The sequence below is a fragment of the Bacteroides sp. genome (genome assembly GCF_052357945.1).
GTDB lineage: Bacteria > Bacteroidota > Bacteroidia > Bacteroidales > Bacteroidaceae > Bacteroides.
Map to the genome: position 1 here is coordinate 1 of NZ_DAWCXD010000107.1, position 17,827 is coordinate 17,827.

Sequence of the window (17,827 nt, forward strand, 5' to 3'; positions counted from 1 at the left end):
ACTTTTACGTGTGGCACGGCTGCAGCTACTTTTACAAATCCGTAGTTCATCTTATACCTTATTTATATATAATGAGTGCAAAAATAGGAAATAGTTTTGAATAATTATCTTTTCTATATTGAATCCTCTTAATAAGCTATTTTGTATGAGTTGTGATGTTGTTATTTGAGCAATTAAAGTAACTATCAAAATGAACGTTTATATTCAATTATCATTGAAATATGTTGTGGATTTATTTTCATTTATGGGTTTGTGTACTTAAATATGTATCAAAAAGATATAAGTGGAAATTTGGTATAAAATATGCGACATATTGTTTCTTTTATTTAAATATAATATATATATTTGTAGCCAAAATAGAATAATATTAGAAGTCTATAACACCTAAGCAGAACAAGTGATATTAGTGTTTAATTTATAACTTAAGAGAGCAGATGGTCATACATTTAATTCACACAGCAGTGGTAACACGAAAAATCTATTTGGATATTTGGCGTAATATTAAGAATTTGCCAAGTTAGTCTATTCCTATTCTATATTTATAGATAATAATAGCCTATCCCAAGTCGGTGCAGAATATACATAAACCGATTTTGGGGGAAGGGATGTATTATTCTACGCGAAGACTGCGTATTCCTTATTGTAGATAAATCTATAAAAATAAATCAATTTCATTAATTTAAACTCAAAGTATCAAAGATGAGAAAATCAATTCTCTTGTTTGTACTCTTTACTCTGACAAGTATCCCCCTGTTGCTTTTTGCACAGGGTGGATATCAGGTAACGGGACATATTCTTTCAGCGGAAGATAATCAGCCGATGATTGGTGTGTCTGTTTTGGAGAAAGGTACGACGAACGGGGTAATTACCGACATGAATGGTAATTACAGTATCACAGTGACGAAATCCCCTGCCATTTTGCAGTTTTCTTATATCGGTATGCAGTCGATTGAGAAGCAAGTCAGTACGTCTACTCGTATTGATTTAACGATGGAGAGTTCTGCGCAACAAGTGGATGAAGTAGTGGTAGTGGCCTACGGTGTGCGTAAGAAAGGAACAATAACAGGTTCTGTTTCTACAGTAAAAGCCGAGAAAATGGAAAATGTGCCGACACCAAGTTTCGACCAGGCTCTCCAAGGACAAGCGCCGGGATTAACGGTTCTTGCGACTTCCGGTGAACCTAGCAAACCGGCTACATTTCAAATTCGTGGTGTAAACTCTATTAATTCCGGTACTGAACCATTATTTATTTTAGATGGTATTGCAATATCAAGTTCGGATTTTAATACATTGAGTCCTAATGATATTGAAAGTATATCAGTTTTAAAGGATGCTTCTTCTACTTCTATTTATGGTGCACGTGCTGCTAATGGAGTAGTTGTGATTACCACAAAACGTGGATGTATAAGTGATGCTGCAAAGGTGACTTTCAGGACACAACTGGGTTTCTCACAGTTAGCTCAGGAAAATTGGAACCTAATGAATACGGAAGAACGAATCCAATATGAGAAAGAAGTCGGACTAGATGATGGAAAGGATTATTCAAAATTGAGTAAGACTAATATTAACTGGCTGGATAAAGTGTATAATAATAGTGCTTTTTTGCAGAACTATGAGTTGTCTGTGAGTGGAGCCACTGATAAAGTGAATTATTTTGTGTCAGGTGGTTTCTACGATCAGGATGGTATCGCAGTGGGTTCTACTTTTGAACGTTTTAATTTTCGTGCAAATGTTGAAGCAAAAGCAAACAATTGGTTGAAGATCGGAACTAATTCTACATTGGCTTATCAAGAAGTGGAACAAAGTGACGATGGTGAATATGCATTGTATGCTCCTATCTCTGCAGCTCATTTTATGCTGCCTTATTGGGATCCTTATAAAGAAGACGGAAGTTTGGCCATACAGGATGACAATAGTTGGAAAGGCTTGGGAGAGAATCCGTTAGCGTGGATGGAAAACAATCCTTTACTAAATAAGAAATATAAGGTACTATCTACTTTTTATGCGGAAGCTACTCCTATAAAAGGATTGATTATCCGTTCTCAATTAGGTGCGGATTATTCACATAATACTTCATTTTACAAGTCATATCCTAGCTATAAACCCAATAATAATTATGGAGGAGCTAGGCGTACTTCGTATGATATGTTGAATCTTAGTATTTCGAATACTATAAATTATCGTTTTATGTTGAAAGGGATCCATTCTTTCAATTTATTACTTGGTCAGGAGGGAATTGATTATCATTATGAAGGTTTTAATGTAACGACCAGGGGGCAAATTAATGATTATTTGACAAATATTACTTCAGGAACATCTGCTAGCTCATGGGGAGATACACCTGCTTCAGACTATTCTTATCTCTCGTTCTTTTTCCGTGGTGAATATAATTATGATGAACGTTATTATGTGGATTTTTCTCTACGTACGGATGGCTCATCCCGTTTTGGTGATAAGAATCGTTGGGGACTTTTTGGCTCTTTAGGTCTGATGTGGAATCTTCGTAAGGAGAATTTTATGAAGAAATACGACTGGTTGACAAATGCGCAAGTATCATTTAGTACAGGTACAGCCGGAAATTCAACGATCAATAATTATACGCATCTCGCACTTGTTTCCAGTGGATTTAATTATGACGGAAGCTCGGGGATAGCTCCGGGACAGGTTGGAAATGAGGATTTAGGCTGGGAACAGACATGGACGACTAATCTTGGTTTGCATTTAGGATTTATTGATCGTTTCAATGTAGACATTGAATTATATAATAAAAAGACAACTAATATGTTGATGGAAGTGCCAACCTCTTATGCAGATAAAGGTTTTGATTCTCGCTGGGAAAATATAGGTGCTATGGTCAACCGCGGTATTGAGCTGGCAGTGAATGCAGATGTACTTCGTACTAAGGATTTTGCTTGGAATGTCAATGCAAATGTATCTTATAATAAGAATAAAATAACTGAACTTTATAATGGAGTATCGGAATACGAAGATGCAAATACAGGCTTGAAAATGGTTGTCGGACATCCGATCGGTGAGTTTTACCTGAATCGCTACGCTGGTGTAAATCCGGTTAATGGTGATGCTCTATGGTATACTAAAGATGGAGAAATTACGACAGAGTATCGTGAAAGCGATAAGGTTCTAATGGGAAAAAGCCATCATGCGCCGTGGCAAGGTGGTTTTGGTACAACACTTTCATGGAAAGGGTTATCTCTTAGCGCTCAATTTAGTTGGGTTGCAGATCGCTGGATAGTTAACAATGACCGTTATTTTGAAGAAGGCGGCGGACTTTTTGACGCTTACAATCAATCGAAACGTATGCTTTATGATCGTTGGAAAGAACCTGGAGATATGGCAGATATTCCGCGTCACGGTGTATCTCCGCAAATGGATTCACACTTATTGGAAGATGCTTCTTTTTTGCGTCTGAAAAATTTAATGTTGAGTTATACCTTCCCACAAAGGTGGTTGCGCAAGACTTATTTCTTAAACAGTGCTCGAATTTATGCCCAAGGTCAGAATTTGTTGACATTTACCGGCTTTTCCGGTATGGATCCTGAAACTAGTTCGCATTTGTATAAAGCACGATACCCTATGTCGCGTCAATTCACATTTGGATTAGAGGTTTCATTCTAAAAAAGATAACAATGATAAGAAGAATAAAATTATACATAACTCTGATAGCTGTGATGCTTTCGGTAACGGCTTGTCTTGACAAGTACCCGGAGGATGCTATTTTAGAGAAAGATGCTATAAAGACAGTAAGTGATGTAAAGCAGGCTGTAGTCGGTATTTACGCCGGATTTAACACGAAGAACCTTTATAGTGGTTACTTAACTTTACTTCCTGACATTCAGACTGATTTGGTATACGCAGTTAAGGGATATACCAATACTTATGGCAATATCTGGCGTAATGAAATCCTGTCGACCAATAAAGAAATCGAGAAAGTCTATGGAAGCTTGTATACAATTATCGGTCGTTGTAATTTTGTATTTGATTATATAGACCAAGTGGCAGAAAACACGACAGATGATGATCTACTGGAAAATTTGGATAATTATAGGGGGCATGTGCATTTTGCCCGTGCATTGGCATATTCTGAATTATTGAAATGTTTCTGTAAATCTTATGAAAGTGACGAATTGGCAGCCAATGAGTTAGGCGTTGTATTAAGAACTAGTTATATTAATCCTGAACCGTTGAAACGGGCTTCACTAAAGGATTCTTATCAGTTTGTACTGGATGATTTGCAAAAGGCCGCCGATTATTTGAGTTTGGATGATGACGATGCCAGTATTCTTTATAATTCAGCTTATTTTACGATTGGTACAGTCAACTCTCTTTATGCGCGTTTGTATTTGTATATGCGTAAATGGGATAAGGCTATTGAATATTCCAGTAAAGTGATTGATAGTAAGAAGTATTTCTTGTCAAATGCGACCCAGAAAAATTACTCGACTACTTATAATGATTTTCAATATATGTGGCAATATGATGATGCTACCGAGATTATCTGGAAAGTTCAGTTTGAAACGACTTCTTATGGTGGGGCGTTAGGTACTGTATTTCTGAATTATGATTATACGTATTATAAACCAGATTATGTACCTGCCAAATGGGTACTTGATGCTTATGCAACGGCAGATTTACGTTATGATGCCTATTTTGCAACGGCTACCACAGGGTTTAGTCATGGGCTGACTTGGCCTCTTTTGATTAAGTATGCGGGTAATCAAGATTTTATTGCAAAACAAATATTGTTTGTATCTATGCCGAAACCTTTTCGTTTAGCTGAACAATATTTGATCCGTGCAGAGGCTTACTGTCAGAAGGGAAGTACTTTTTATGGAAAGGCTGGTAGCGATATTTCTACTTTGCGTATGGCACGTTACTCTTCATATGGAGGTTCTACACCGATCACTAGTGAAAACTGGTTTAAGATAATCAGTGAAGAACGAGTAAAGGAATTTTATATGGAAGGCTTCCGTATGAATGATTTGAAACGTTGGCATGAAGGATTCGAGCGTAAGGTGCAGGTTTCTACTGTTTCTCCGGGTAACGAATTAAAGGTTGCTAAAGATGATCCGTCTTTTGTATGGCCTATTCCGCAACATGAATTGGAATCTCCAGGAGCAGAACTTGAACCGAATGAGAGTAATAAGTAATGTATAAAGAAAAAAATACAATAATGAAACGATTATTTATAGGAATAGGCATTCTGGTAACATTTCTGATTGGATTATCTAGCTGTGTGGATTCGTCCAAGGTTACCTATAGTGGCCCCGATTACGTTATGTTCGCCGATACAATGTCTCTTTTTCCGGTGCAGAATAGTAATGACTATTTTTCTGTACCTGTGGTATCGACTGTAGTTTGTGACCATGATCGTACTTTCGGTGTGGAAGTAGATGATAAAAATAGCAATGCTATTGAAAACAAACACTATGTTATTGAATCTAATTCGGTAACGATAAAAGCCGGTGAAAGAGTGGCAAATCTGAAAGTGCGCGGACTTTATGATAATATTGAGAAGACAGATTCATTGTCTGTTACTTTACGTTTAGTATCTGAAGAAGATACTCAATGGAAGATATATGACGGAACCAGAACCCGTATTGAAATGATGAAATCTTGTCCGTTTAATTTGGATGTATTTACTGGATATTGTAAAGTTACATCTACTTTCTTCCAGGCTTATATGACTACTACGGATATGCGTTTGATTAAAACGGAGAAAGCGACAGAAGAGAACACTATTATTATGCATGACTTCTTCTGCAAAGGGTATGATATCAAATTGAAGTTTGATCCGTCCGATCCGTTGGAACCATTTGTCAGTATGGAAGGACAGGTAGTGGGCAGTACAGCGGAGATTTTTAATACGATTCATGGAAATGGAAAATTGATGATAGACCAGCCTTCTATATATACATCATATTATAATGTATGTCAGAGTTTTGTTTTTCAGTATATGAGAGCGTATGTTGAAGGTGTAGATACGGTAGGTACATACATCAATATTTTGGAGTGGATAAGTGACGAAGAGGCTGCTTTGTTACTCAAAGAAGGATATTAAAAAATGGAATGTATGAAAAAGATGAAATATTATTTGCAGTTTCTGGCATTTGCGCTTTGTCTTTCATTTATTGCTTGTAGTGATGATGATGACAATAAGACAAAGCCGACTTTTCCAGATTTGCAAAAGATTGAAGGAGTAGTAGATGAAACTACTCAAATAGAGTTTGAGGTAACTTCTTCGTGGAGGCTGACATCGTCTGCATTGTGGTGTAAATTTGTGGTTGAAGGTGAGGAAGTAAATTCTTGTTCCGGTGAGGCTGGTAAGCAAACTGTAACTATTAAAGTGCTCGATGAGGCTACTGAATTGCTGAAATCTTATAAATCGGAGATCTCTTTGTGGATGGACGGATATAAAGAAGTAATCTGTGAAGTGACTCGTCCGGCAACCGGATATGAAATCGTTTTGTTGGATAAAGATGGAAATCCATATTCGGATGAATCTCCGGCTACTGTGGCTTATGGAATTAGTGTAACTTCTTTTAAAGTGAAGTCTAATTTTGACTGGCGGCTTAAATCTTGGCCTGAATGGCTTTCTTGTAGTCAAGTTTCAGATGTTGCAGGTGTAAGTACGACTGCGATTTCCCCGAAAATAGAGAAAGGATATACTAAAAATCCGTTGAAAGGAAATCTGGTATTCGAAAATGAAGCAGGTGAAGAAGTTGCAGAGATTCCTGTGAAATATGATGGAATCCCTGCCGATATGATTGAATATTCAATGGGAGAATATGCAAAATGGAATTTCTCGTTAGACGGTAGCCAATATGCTTCTTCGGGAGGAATGGAAACTAATTGGGACGATGTTCCAGTTATTTTCACTGTAACGGCGAAAGATGATAAATATAAGATTGTATTTATTAATAAAGAGAATTTTATTGATACTCGTGTCTCAAGCGATGAATCCTGGTTTTATATAGAAGATAATATGAAGGGGGAAATCAAACTTTTTGCAAGAGAAAACGATGCTGTCGACAGGGAAGGTTATTTAATGATTTTCCCAGTTGGAGTGTATGATGCAATAGGAGAAGAAAACTTTGATAATATAGTTTTAGTTGACGGTGAGTTAAGTGCGGCCTATTCGAAATATGCTGTAACTCTAAAACAAATGGGTATGCCAAGAGGCTATATTGTGAAAGATACCGAAAATCAAGTTAAATCTCTTAAATGGCTGGTCGACGAAGGTGAGAGTGAAGAAACGTTGAAACAAGAATATGAAACATCTAATGTTTATCGTTTAACTTTAAAAGGTGCTTGCTCACAATTGGCATTGTGTCCTTCCGGATATGGGTCGGGATATATAATGACTCCTGTAGAATTCAAATCAGAAGACGAGTCATCTTGGGAAGAAGCTTTTGCTAGTCCTGATTGGTCATCTCCTCCTTATTTTAATATAACTGACATACCTGCCGACGCAAAAGGGCAGATGATTGTTAGGATTCAAAATTCAAATACCGGAGAAACTTTTGGAGTCTTGATTGTAGAAGTAAAAATGTAATACTTCTGTAAAGTAAATAAAAACAAGAAAATAAAATATTTTTCAGCTTATGAAATATACAATATTATTCACAAAAATGCTTTGCATCTCATGTCTACTTATGGCTATGGGCATAGGTATGACCGGATGTTCAGATGATGATGATGAATTACAGGCTGGATATGGGTACGCTCAATTTAAACTTTATAAGCATGCGTCCTATGGGAAGTCAGACATGACCCGTTCTACTGTAGATAAATTAGAGTCTTTAGGTGAAGCACAGAAAATGAAGATTGTTCTTTTGAATAATGATGACGGAACAGAAGTAGTTCAGACGGTCGGGCTGGGAGCTACCAGTAGTGCAGATGCGGAGTTTGGATTAAGAAGTGAAAAATTGCAACTGTTAGTCGGTGAATATACCGTAGTAGGTTTCTATCTTTATAAGATAGACGGATACGAACTGGCACAGATCCTATCGGGAGAACCTGCTGAAAAGACAGTGTTGAAAGTTGTTAATGGTGGTCTTACACAACAAGATATTACAGTAAATGTAGTTGAGAGTGGAAGCATAAAGATTATTTTGAAAAAAGACATAAGTACCCGTTCGGCAACGGATGCTCCCGGAACAGGCGCCTATTTGTTTCAGGATATTAAATATGTCAATATAGCAATTCGAAACACTTTCTTGGGAGGAGCGAATATATCGTTAAATAAGATACCTGTAAAATATACAGAGAAAGTAGAAAAGCAAGGAGAAAAGCAAGGAGAAAAGGTGTATCAGTATGCTGTATCTGTTTGTGATTCTTTGATTAGTTTAAGGGCAGGTACTTATCAGGTTGTAAGTTATACATTATTAGACAGAAGTGAAAAATTACTTGAACGTATCAATAACTCTTCTGTTGCTTCAAACTCTTTTGTTGTAGAAGATAATAAAACAACAGAGGCTTATGTGCCAGTCTATTTGAAAGAAGCATCTGCCAAACTCAAAGATTATCAGGCATTGAAGGTGATATGGGAAGCGCTGGGAGGACCTGATTGGAAATATTCAGGTGATAATTATGCGTACGGTGCGAACTGGGATTTTGATAAAGAAATGGATATGTGGGGTGAGCAACCAGGCGTTGACCTAAACAGTGAAGGCCGTGTCGAAATTTTGAATTTGGGTGCATTCGGTCCGAAAGGTAAAGTGCCGGAAGCAATCGGACAATTAACAGAATTGAAAATTTTGACGTTGGGGACTCATAGTGACCGGGTAGGAGAGAATATTTTTGAAATACTTGAAGGAGCAAATCTGACGGATGCCAAGCTAGAGGCGATTCGTGGAGATTATTACAATAAGTTTCTTAAGAAAGATATTCGTTCACAGTTCTCGGAACCTTTGCAGTTGGGATTTGAATTACAGGGAAAAGAGGTTGAGAAACCTATAAAAACTCGTGCCGGTATTTCGCCTAAAGATGTAACACCTGGGCATAAAACGAATGGTATTACGGGGGTAGATAAGAGCATTGGTAAATTGACTAAACTACAGCAGTTATATATTGCTAATGGTAATTTCACAGATTTTGATCCGGGTACAGATTTATCCAAGCTGGTTAATCTGACGGATGTAGAGTTGTACAACTGTCCGGAAATGAAACGGTTGCCAGTTGCCCTTTTTACACTTACTAATATGCAACTATTAAATGCAGCCAATAACCCGCAGATTACTTCAGATAACTTCTATGAAGATTTGGATAAATTGGCCAAAGGAAGTGGAAAGGGAGCTTTGCAGATACTTTATCTGACCAATAACAAACTAAAGAAATTGCCGGAAAGTTTCAGTAATTTTAAGAAGTTGGGAAAATTGGATTGTTCGAATAACCAATTGACAGAGATTCCTGCATTGGGAAGCGATATTAATTTGGTACAGTTGACAATGGATCATAATAAGATAAAAGAAATCCCGGATAATTTCTGTGGATATGAAGATGTGGAAACTTTCTCGTTCTCTAATAATGAGTTGACTGAATTTCCTAATATTTTTGATGCAAGTTCTGTCTACGTAATGTCGTCTGTAGATTTCTCCTCTAATAAGATTTCAAGTATTAAAGGAGCAGATGATGGTACATTCAAAGGTATTAATGTTTCAACTTTGTCATTGGGTAATAACAGGTTAAAAACTTTCCCAAGTATTTTATTTAAAAAGAATTCTCCGATTACCGCTTTGAATTTAAGTGGAAATGCAATGGAAGAATTTCCGGATGGTTCGTTAAAAGAAGGCAGTAAAGTATATCTGCTGCAAACGCTGGATTTGACGAATAATAAATTGACAAAGTTGCCGAAGGAATTTGATGCTACCAGACTTCCGTATCTTTATGGGTGTGATTTGAGTAATAACCGTTTTGAAAAGTTCCCGACCGGTCCATTAAATGTAGATCATTTGACTGTCTTTGGTTTGCGTAACCAACGCGATGAAGAAGGAAACCGTACTGTTAGTGACTGGCCGACAGGAATTAGTATGTGTCCTAGTCTTAGAGCATTATACCTCGGTGGCAATGATTTCCGCAAGATTACTGATACGATTTCATCTCGTATTTACATCTTTGAAATTAAGGATAATCCCAATATCTCGATAGATATTTCTGCTGTGTGTGCCTATATAAAAGCGGGCTATTACCAATTGATTTATGATCGATCACAAGATATTCGTGGTTGTGACTATTTGGAGTTAGAATAAAATGATAGAAAATAAAAATACAAGAGTATATATGAAATCGTTATTAAAAATAGCTTTCAGTTTCTTGGTAGGTGGTATTTGCATACTGTCTGCTTGTGACGATTCTGATGATAACGCAATTTCAGGTTTCACTCTCGATACCGAGATTGTAACTCTCGATGCTACAGGTGGAACAGAAGTTGTAAAAGTGGCTTCCGGTACAAAATGGATAGCTAAAGTGGATCAGCCATGGCTTCAAATAATGCCTGCCAATGGGGTAGGAGCTACGGAGTGTAAGATTGTAGTTGATACGACCCTTAGCCATGATATGCGGCAGGCTACGATTACTTTTATGCCGGAAGGTGTTGCTGCAAAAAAGGTTGAAGTAAATCAACAGGGATATAATAAGTCAATAGGTATAAGCATCAAAGAAGTTGAAGTTCCTAATATGGGAAAATATGGAAAACGCTTTTTTGATGTATCTGTAGTTAGTAATGTAGATTTTGATATTAATATTGCTACAGACGCCACCAAAAAAGATTGGGTGGAGAAACCTAGATATCAAGTGAATTTAAATCAGGGAGCTCGTCCGCGTACTACTAAATTGCGTTTTAATTGGAAGATGAATACAGATCCGGAGGAACGCACTGCTATGGTTTCTTTTGATGCCAAAGAAGGAGAAATCGAATCAGCTGTATTGAAAGTCATACAGGAAGCGGCACCGGAAATCACAGATACCCGTTCAGGTGACTCATTGGCATTGATTATAATTCAAGAGAAGATTAATACAATGGCAAAATGGGACACTAGCGAAAAGATGGAGTATTGGCGTAATGTTATTTTGTGGGAAAAGAAAGACAAGGAGGTAAAAGAGAATCCTGCAATGTTAGGACGTGTACGTTCCGTAGGCTATACGATGATATCTACGAAAGAGGAATTGCCCGAAGAGGTAGCTAAGCTTACTTATCTTGAAACTCTTTCATTTGGCAGTAATACTAATACAATGCTATTGTTTGATTTGAGCCTGGGTACTGCTGTATGCGAATTGAAACATTTGAAGCATTTAACCATTTATGCATATGGAATTACTAAACTTCCTGATGAACTGACGAAACTGGGAGGAACATTGGAATCGCTGGATTTAAGTAGTAATAATTTTAATTCAATACCAACTATTTTGACACCAGCAAACTTCCCGAAGCTGACTTCGTTGTCTCTTTCCGGTATGCGCCGATATGGTTCTTATTCTAGTTTAAAGACTGAAACAAGAAAAGAACCGGGATTGATGATTGATGTGAGTTCGAATGCATTTAAGAATTTATTAAAATGGGAGAACCTGAAAGTCTTGAATCTATCCTATAATTTGCTTTATGGAAAGTTACCTGCTAATTTTTATACATTTGATGCCCCTATCCGTAAATATACTGATGAGGATATTAATGATCCGGCACGAGGAGATACTTTAAAAACGGCGAAGGATGTTTTAGTAGGTAAAGTCTTTAGAGTTTTGCCTAATGCTATTCGGGTTTCCATGAATCTTAATTTTATTACAGGTGAAATTCCGGATTGGGTAAAGTATCATCCGAACTTGTCTAAGTGGGATCCTTTCACTTTGTTCTTTACACAAGATATAGGTTATGACAAATCTGGTAATTTACCTGGTTTCACCAATGAGCCAGCCAATTTGGATTACTATTATGAGTTATATCCTTTGAATAAACCAAAATTGACCGAAGAATAAAAATGAAGAAAATATATTTAGTTTTAGCGGTGCTTACAATAATGTCTGTTTCCTGTACGGACAACGACAATATTGTAGACTCTTCCATACCCGAAACAAATGCGCCAATAGTGAATACTCCTACAGGTGCAAACGTAGGTGAAATAATGGTAAAGTTCAAGCCTGAAATATCTGGTATGTTAGATAAGGCTCGGACAAGAGCTATGGGTGGTGTAATGACACGTTCCGGCCTTCCATCAATGGACGAAGTACTGGATATTATCGGTACTTATAAGTTTGAGCGTATATTTCCTGTTGATCAGAGACATGAAACACGTACACGAGAAACCGGGTTACATTTATGGTATATGGTGCATTTCAATAAAAACATTGAACTTTCTAAAGTAGCTGAAGATTTGGCTAAGGTAGGAGAAATAGCACAGATAGAATACAGTCATAATATCCAGCGGGCGTATGATCCGAAAATAAAACCAACTTTTGTTAGCAAACAGGCGACTAAGAGAATGGCGGCTACACGCAGTTCGCGAAATGCAGCTTTTAATGATGAAGGATTAAAGCATCAGTGGGGATACATTAATGATGGAATGGCTTTTAATGATGACATGAATAAGTGGGGCGATGAAGTTGTACCTCCTGAACCCGGTGTTGATGTGGGATGTGATGTAGCTTGGGGAATGTGTACTGGTGATCCATCCATTATTGTAGCTGTATTAGACGAAGGTGTGGCTTGGGATCATCCGGATTTGGCACAAAATATGTGGGTAAATGAACCGGAGATATATGCATCAAAAAAAGATGCTGACGGAAATGGATATGCCGGTGACAGATACGGATATAATTTTGTGTCGGATATGGGCTTTATTTCTTATGATGGGGCAACTGATACGGGACATGGAACACATGTAGCAGGAACAATTGCTGCGGTAAATAATAATGGTATCGGAGTATGTGGTATTGCCGGAGGTAATGGCAATCCGAATAGTGGCGTTAAGATTATGTCATGCCAGGTTTTTTCTGGTGATAATGGTGTTACAGTGTATCAGGAAGCTAAAGCAATCAAATATGCGGCAGATAATGGGGCGGTAGTTTTGCAATGTAGTTGGGGACTGAACTCTGGTTTGGCTAACCCGCTAACCTATGTTCCTGGTTATACTTCAGAAGAGGAGTTTGTGAAAGGCTCTCCATTAGAGAGAGAGGTACTTGATTACTTTATTCATAATGCAGGTTCTCCTAATGGAGTAATTGAAGGTGGTATTGCTGTTTTTGCAGGTGGTAATGAGTATGCGGCAATGGCTGGTTATCCGGGCGCTTATTCTGGTTGTGTTTCTGTTTCTGCGGTTGCAGCCGATGGAACCCCTGCCAGCTATACAAACTACGGACCGGGTATTAATATTGCTGCACCTGGTGGGGATAGTGATTATCATAAATGTGATGAAGGTAAAATATATTCTACATTGCCACCATCAATATGTGCGGATCCTACTAATCCTTATGGTTATATGGAAGGAACCTCTATGGCTTGTCCTCATGTTTCCGGAGTGATTGCTTTAGGATTGTCATACGCAGTTCAGAAGCATCGTCATTTCCGTGCTGAAGATTTCAAAACTCTAGTCTTTGAATCGGTTGATGATGTTTATAGCTATTTTCAAGATACCAAAACCTACTGGATTAATTATGGATATGTCGGTCAGGTGACTCCTATGCAAATGGAACCATCTAATTATAGAAATAAGATGGGAACAGGTTTGATAAATGCAGGTAAATTATTGCAAGCAGTAGCTACTGGAGGTGTGGAGATTTCTGTGCCGAATGTTTATTTAGGTGTCAATGGCGTTACTAAGATAAATTTCGGAAAGTATTTTAAAGACGGTAATGATCTGTCGTTTACCTGTACCCTTGCTGATAATACAATTGCTAAAATTGAAAAAAGTGCAGAAGACCATAGAGAGTTTACGATAACAGGACTCAAGATTGGTGCAGTTAAAGTATCGGTTAAAGCTAGTAATAATGAGACTCAAGAGTTTTATATTACAGTGCGTAAAGGTGCCGGTGGAAGTGGCTGGCTTTAATTTGAAGTGGATTGTGTTATGAAAAGTTTTGTGTGGACGATATATCTACTATTGGTTATTCTTACTCCTGTGCAAATTATTGCACAGGGGAAAGTTGTACCTGAAAACATACTTGATTCAATAGCAAATCCTCCTTTATTACAGAAGGAAACTGTGTTGCAGTTTGAAAGACAAAGTTTTCATTTCGGGAAAATATCAGAAAGTGATGCACCGATAACTTGTAGTTTCAGTTTCTCAAATATTGGGGTAAAACCGGTGAGGTTAACGAAAATTGTCACCTCATGTGGGTGTACGGTAGCCAGTTTTGATAAGCAAACATTGCAATCAGGTGAAAAGGGTACGATTGATGTCGCATTTAATCCTCGAGGTAAAGTTGGTACAATTGATACACAGGTATTTATTTATACTGATTTGTCTTCTCAATGGGCGACTACCAAAGTTGCTTTATTGGGAGAGGTATTGCCCTCTGATAATGAATGGAGTAGATATCCCTGTATAATGGGAATATTACGTTTAAAGCGTAATACTGTTTTTTTTAATTCATTGGCTAAAAAATCTTCTTCTGTCGAACGTCTTGTTTGTGTCAATACAGGAAAGAAGCCTCTGCGCCTTTCAGCTTTGATGATACCTGTTTATGCTAGTTTTCACACCGAGCCAGAAGTAATACCTCCCGGTTCAGAAGCAGATTTGGTTATTAAAGTTGATGGAAGAAAACTCCCGGAAACAGTGAAAGATATGTTCAAATTTTCAATTATTTTAGAAGGACTGGATGCAAAACCTTCAGATCGCACAATTCAAGTAAAAGCAATGCTTTCACGGTAAAGCTGTAAATGAAATTAATAGAAAACTTAAAATATAAATAAAATGAAAACTATTTTCAGATTGATGGTACTTTTCTTTTTTGTGGCTGGGCTTACATCTTGCAATGATGATGATGAAGTTGTGATAGAACCGACTCTTGAGGTGAACTTTGCAAACATAGCCGGAACATGGTATCTTTCTGAATGGAACGGAACAAAGCTGGATGATTCTCGTTATTTTTATATAACGTTCAATCGCAAAGCTGTTGATGGAAAACGTACCTATGAAATATATCAAAATTTTGATAGTGCTACTTCACGTCATATTACAGGTTCTTTTGACTTGGAACATGATGAGGATTGGGGTGACATAATTAGTGGCGAATATGATTATTGGATGGGAGAGTGGAGTTCTTTTTATATAATTACTGAATTACGTTCAGACTCTATGATTTGGACAGTGAAAGAGGATGCAGGTGATATATCTGTATATACTCGTTGTGCAGAGGTACCCGCAGATATTATAGCTGGTACACGCGTCATTCAATAAAAAAACATCGTATCGCTTTAATAGACAATAGGTTGCTTCGTTCAGAGACAACCTATTGTCTATTAAAGCGATGTATTTATTGAAAAAAACTTTGATTTTGCTTGCAAATCAAATAAAGCCTTCTTATCTTTGCATTGGATTTATAATTGTAATGAATACAACTTTGAAAAGAAAGGAAGATGATGAAACCATACGATCGATTATTAGAGCATAATATCAAGCCTTCCATGCAACGCATCGCTATCATGGAATATTTGATGGAGCATCCGATTCATCCGTCGGCTGATGATATATACACTGCATTGTCTCCTTCAATGCCGACACTTTCAAAGACAACGGTTTATAATACTTTGAAATTGTTTTCCGAACAGGGTGCGGCATTAATGCTTACGATTGACGAAAAGAATACAAACTTTGATGCGGATACTTCCGTACATTCTCATTTCCTTTGCAAACGTTGTGGACATATTTATGATTTGAAATGTCCGGAAGCGATTAAACAAGTGGAGAATGTAGACATGGACGGTCATCAGGTATCGGAAGTTCATTATTATTATAAAGGTATTTGCAAGAATTGCTTAAGTAAAGATAAAGAAACACGTATTGACTAATTAATTTAAAATTGAGAAGAAAATGAAAAAATTTAGATGTACTGTATGCGGTTACGTTCATGAAGGTGACGCAGCTCCTGAAAAATGTCCTTTGTGTAAAGCTCCTGCCAGCAAATTCGTAGAAGTTGTTGAGGTAGAAGGTGGCGCATTGTCTTTTGCTGACGAACACGTTATTGGTGTGGCAAAAGGTTGTGACGAAGAAATGATTAAGGACCTGAACAATCACTTCATGGGAGAATGTACTGAAGTTGGTATGTATTTGGCAATGAGCCGTCAGGCAGACCGTGAAGGTTATCCTGAAGTAGCTGAAGCTTTCAAACGTTACGCTTGGGAAGAAGCTGAACATGCTGCTAAGTTTGCAGAATTGTTGGGCGACTGCGTATGGGATACTAAAACGAACCTGCAGAAACGTAAAGATGCTGAACAAGGTGCATGCGAGGACAAAAAACGTATCGCAACTCGTGCTAAAGCTCTGAATCTGGATGCTATCCATGACACTGTACACGAAATGTGCAAAGACGAAGCTCGTCACGGCAAAGGTTTTGAAGGATTGTACAACCGTTATTTCGGCGATAAGAAATAATTAAGCCTAATAAACTCTTAAAAGGTCTGTATTCTGCAACGAATACAGACCTTTTTTATTTATATTTGTCTATCAATTTTTAAATACCACAGTTATGAGGAAAGTACAACTATTGTTAGTTTGTTTAATGCTTTCGGTGGCTGCTTTTGCTGCTGATAAAGTGATTAAATTGCCGAAGCCTAATTTAAACCGTACCGGTGCGGTGATGAAGGCATTGTCTGAACGACATTCAACTCGCGAGTATGCTTCTAAATCATTGAGTCTGTCGGATCTGTCTGATTTGTTATGGGCTGCTAATGGGATAAACCGTAAGGAATCCGGAATGAGAACAGCTCCGTCGGCGTTGAATAAGCAGGATGTGGATGTATATGTAGTATTACCTGAAGGAAGTTATCTGTATGATGCTAAAAATCATCAGTTGACTCTGGTTGCTGAAGGAGATCATCGTGGAGCAGTAGCCGGTGGACAGGCATTTGTGAAAACAGCTCCGGTGTCCTTGGTGTTAATCAGTGATCTTTCCAGATTTGGAGATGCGAAGAGTGCACGCAGCCAGTTGATGGGGGCTATGGATTCCGGCATCGTTTCTCAAAATATTTCAATATTCTGTTCCGCTGCTAACATAGCAACAGTGCCACGCGCTTCGATGGACAATGAACAATTGAAGAAAGTTTTGAAATTGAAAGATAGCCAAATGCCAATGATGAATCATCCTGTGGGATACTTCAAATAAGGATTGGCAAGATATACAAAAGAGTGACGGTATCCCGCAAGGATACCGTCACTCTTTTCCTATTATAGCGTTACTATCCCGACCGGATAGCGTCACTATATTTTCTTCTTTACTTCAAGAGAAATTCATCAATCGCTTTTTTGTAAGTTGCCTTGTCAGCAGCTCCACGGAAAAGCTGTGGATCTCCTTTCATGGGAATGAATACAAACAATGGAATACTTGTTGCATTAAATAAAGCTGCCAGTTCTTTTTGTTTATCTACATTGACTTTGTAGATGACAATTTTTCCGGCATATTCCTTTGCCAATTCTTTCATGATAGGAGCTGTTTGGCGACATGGTCCGCACCAATCTGCATATAAGTCGATGATGGCGGGCTTATTACCTTTATAATTCCACTCCTTTGATTTCTCATAATCGAAGACGTCTTTCAGAAACATTTCTTTGTCCATTACGACGACTTCACCGTTACCTGTTACCTCTTTTTTACCTTGATT

13 protein-coding genes are annotated in these 17,827 nt (G+C 37.7%); 12 read left to right on the top strand and 1 reads right to left on the bottom strand.

Going from position 1 to position 17,827, the window contains the following annotated elements; all coding sequences use genetic code 11:
• Positions 1 to 699 precede the first annotated feature (699 nt).
• The 12 genes from ACT8YW_RS16715 (at position 700) to ACT8YW_RS16770 (ending at position 17,331) form a co-directional block, all read left to right on the top strand.
• Entirely contained in the window at positions 700 to 3,636 is a 2,937-nt protein-coding gene (locus tag ACT8YW_RS16715) for a SusC/RagA family TonB-linked outer membrane protein (RefSeq protein WP_444106271.1), read from the top strand.
• An 11-nt stretch (positions 3,637 to 3,647) separates the two neighbouring features.
• Positions 3,648 to 5,168: a RagB/SusD family nutrient uptake outer membrane protein gene (locus ACT8YW_RS16720; protein WP_444106273.1), complete on the top strand. Its 1,521-nt coding sequence runs from the start codon at positions 3,648 to 3,650 to the stop codon at positions 5,166 to 5,168.
• A gap of 23 nt (positions 5,169 to 5,191) precedes the next feature.
• Positions 5,192 to 6,079 carry a DUF4984 domain-containing protein gene (locus ACT8YW_RS16725; RefSeq protein WP_444106275.1) on the top strand — a complete coding sequence of 296 codons (888 nt, stop codon included), beginning with the start codon at positions 5,192 to 5,194 and terminating at the stop codon, positions 6,077 to 6,079.
• A gap of 12 nt (positions 6,080 to 6,091) precedes the next feature.
• Entirely contained in the window at positions 6,092 to 7,573 is a 1,482-nt protein-coding gene (locus ACT8YW_RS16730; RefSeq protein WP_444106277.1) for a DUF5003 domain-containing protein, read from the top strand.
• 49 nt (positions 7,574 to 7,622) lie between these two features.
• Positions 7,623 to 10,268: a DUF4458 domain-containing protein gene (locus ACT8YW_RS16735; protein WP_444106279.1), complete on the top strand. Its 2,646-nt coding sequence runs from the start codon at positions 7,623 to 7,625 to the stop codon at positions 10,266 to 10,268.
• A 31-nt stretch (positions 10,269 to 10,299) separates the two neighbouring features.
• Positions 10,300 to 11,988, top strand: a complete 1,689-nt coding sequence (locus ACT8YW_RS16740; RefSeq protein WP_444106281.1) for a BACON domain-containing protein — start codon at positions 10,300 to 10,302, stop codon at positions 11,986 to 11,988.
• 2 nt (positions 11,989 to 11,990) lie between these two features.
• Positions 11,991 to 14,057 (top strand): S8 family peptidase, encoded by a 2,067-nt coding sequence (locus ACT8YW_RS16745; protein WP_444106283.1) that lies wholly within the window; start codon positions 11,991 to 11,993, stop codon positions 14,055 to 14,057.
• 18 nt (positions 14,058 to 14,075) lie between these two features.
• Positions 14,076 to 14,879 carry a DUF1573 domain-containing protein gene (locus ACT8YW_RS16750; RefSeq protein ID WP_444106284.1) on the top strand — a complete coding sequence of 268 codons (804 nt, stop codon included), beginning with the start codon at positions 14,076 to 14,078 and terminating at the stop codon, positions 14,877 to 14,879.
• A 42-nt stretch (positions 14,880 to 14,921) separates the two neighbouring features.
• Positions 14,922 to 15,407 (top strand): lipocalin family protein, encoded by a 486-nt coding sequence (locus tag ACT8YW_RS16755; RefSeq protein ID WP_444106286.1) that lies wholly within the window; start codon positions 14,922 to 14,924, stop codon positions 15,405 to 15,407.
• Positions 15,408 to 15,589: 182 nt separating this feature from the next.
• Positions 15,590 to 16,018 carry a Fur family transcriptional regulator gene (locus tag ACT8YW_RS16760; protein ID WP_444106290.1) on the top strand — a complete coding sequence of 143 codons (429 nt, stop codon included), beginning with the start codon at positions 15,590 to 15,592 and terminating at the stop codon, positions 16,016 to 16,018.
• Between the two features lie 22 nt (positions 16,019 to 16,040).
• Entirely contained in the window at positions 16,041 to 16,601 is a 561-nt protein-coding gene (locus ACT8YW_RS16765) for an NADH peroxidase (protein WP_004297333.1), read from the top strand.
• A 94-nt stretch (positions 16,602 to 16,695) separates the two neighbouring features.
• Entirely contained in the window at positions 16,696 to 17,331 is a 636-nt protein-coding gene (locus tag ACT8YW_RS16770) for a SagB/ThcOx family dehydrogenase (protein ID WP_004306006.1), read from the top strand.
• Between the two features lie 109 nt (positions 17,332 to 17,440).
• Here ACT8YW_RS16770 and ACT8YW_RS16775 read toward each other — a convergent pair.
• Positions 17,441 to 17,827 (bottom strand): thioredoxin family protein (locus ACT8YW_RS16775; protein ID WP_444106288.1); only part of this gene is annotated, 387 nt, incomplete at its 5' end.